1 protein-coding gene is annotated in these 2,093 nt (G+C 53.3%); it reads left to right on the plus strand.

The annotated features are described in order from the left end of the window. A partial coding sequence (locus tag ACRESJ_RS14280) for a site-specific integrase (protein ID WP_431758464.1) occupies positions 1–1,299 on the plus strand: 1,299 nt, incomplete at its 5' end. Between the last annotated feature and the right edge of the window lie 794 nt (positions 1,300–2,093).

Raw genomic sequence — 2,093 nt, forward strand, 5'->3', positions numbered from 1 at the left:
CCAGAAAGTGACAAGCGCCTATCGATAGGCACGCTCGCTAAAAAACCTAAAGACGGAACGGACGAGCGTTCGCTTAATGAACTGCGCACCGAGGCATTAAGGATTTCGAACGAGGCCGCTGCTGCGGGCGGCCTGGTCAAGTATCTGGAGTGCCTGATCGAGCAGAAAGCGACGGCAGAAGCCGAGAAGATAGCAGCAGCAGAATCAATGGAAGTGGCGCGTATCGAACGCCAGCGTGTAGCTGATATCGAAGCATCACGTGGCAGCCTCGGGGATCTGTTCCTCGACTACATAGAAGATCGAAGGGGTAAGGCCACCCCGGGAGTGGTCAAGGAACTGGAGCGGCTGTTCAAGGCCAATCTGAAAGTGCCCCACCCGACAATCATACAAATGAAGGCGCGGGATATTCGTGCCGACCACATCCTTATCATTCTGAATCCGATCTGGGAGCGTGGATCAAAGGTTCAAGCTGATCGTATGCGGTCTTTCCTGGTGGCGGCATTCAATCACGGCCTGACAGTCGAGAGCGTGGTTGGTCGCTCCAACTCGAAGGTCTACAGTCTAGAGCTAAATCCAGCCGCAATGGTCAAAGTCGAGAAGGTGTCAGCTCCCGTCGAGCGTGCGTTGTCGGATGCCGAGCTGCGCCAGTTTTGGGAAACCATCCAAAGTACGGAGGGGGTCGGGCCTGTCATGGCGTTACTGTTCAAGTTCGTGATCGCCACGGGTGGACAGCGCATTAAGAACATTATCGAAACCACCTGGGCAGACTACGACCTTGAGGCCGGCACGGTTCTACTCGCCCATCGCAAGGGTAGAGGCGGGCAAACAATGAGCCGGCCGCACCTGGTTCCGTTGACGGAACGCGCCATTGACCTTATGAGACATGTCCAGGAGATCAGCGGCGATCATCTGTGGCCCTGGACTACTCACGGCAAGCAACCGTTTGTAATCACCAGTCCAACCCATGCGATTGCTGACTGGCTGACATCAAAGCACGCTCTCATCGACGGCGCGCACCTTCCGACTTTTTCGCCGCGAGACCTACGCCGGACCTGTACACAGCTCATGCAGAAGCATGGCGTGGATGATCGTCTATCTGACCTTCTTCAAGCGCACGGGCAGACAGGGGTTGTCTCCAAGCACTACCGAAACAATCCCGAAGCAGCGCTGCCAGAGAAGCGTCGAGCTATCGAACTATTTGACCGAGCTTTGGCTAAGGCGTTAGGGGAAGCCAAGGACGCCGGAAACGTGCTGCCAATCTCGCGCCGGAAAAAGAGAACCACCGTTGTGAAGTTGTGAGTGTCGCGCTGAGACCGAAAAAAACCGACCCAATGTCGCTGAATTCCCATTTCCCCATCTGACCTCGCTGGTGGAAATGTTATCCGTGGGTAAGTCAGGGTAAGTCAGGGTAAGTTGAAGTAACTGCCTATATATGGAAATAGAGGAGTTATGAACAAAGAAGTAGGTGATTGTACTTAAAGTGCGAATTTACACTTTGCGTGTAAGAGCGTCTGGTCACGATGATCGGTGCCAAATTATTACGGTGCGCGAGACGTTTTCGTTTTCGGTAAGACGTGTTGCGACACCATCTGACAACTGCGGAGGCACGCAAAAAATACTCAGATAGGGCGATTTCCAGACTCGTGCTATGGACTGTTGAGGGGCCCGTCGGTCCCTTTGTAGGGACCGGTAACCCGCATTCTAGGAGGGTTTTAAGATTTTCAGACGAACGGTAAGCGAATCTGCTGCGGCTCGAAATTGTGGGTTCCTGGGGGTCCCACGGTGCTTCACGGTGTCTCACGGGGTTTTAATTAGGTAGCAAGTTTTTTGCATTTGAAATGCCCCGGCATGGAAGTTGTCCATTTAGTGCAGAGATGGACTCAAAAAACTGGTTCTTTTTTTTGAGAAGCGCCGCTACCATGCGAACACGCCTACAGCGTTCTGTCGATGTATGAGACGCCAAGATAACTCAAAGGTTGTTTGCTGACAGAACTGCTGGTTGGAACTGCAGACATAGAAAAGCCCCTGGTCTTCGACCTCCAGGGGCTGCTCGGAAAAGAACGCTACAACGTCCTCTGTATACCAGCTAGGCC

Source organism: Pseudomonas sp. (assembly GCF_050739655.1).
Lineage (GTDB): Bacteria > Pseudomonadota > Gammaproteobacteria > Pseudomonadales > Pseudomonadaceae > Aquipseudomonas.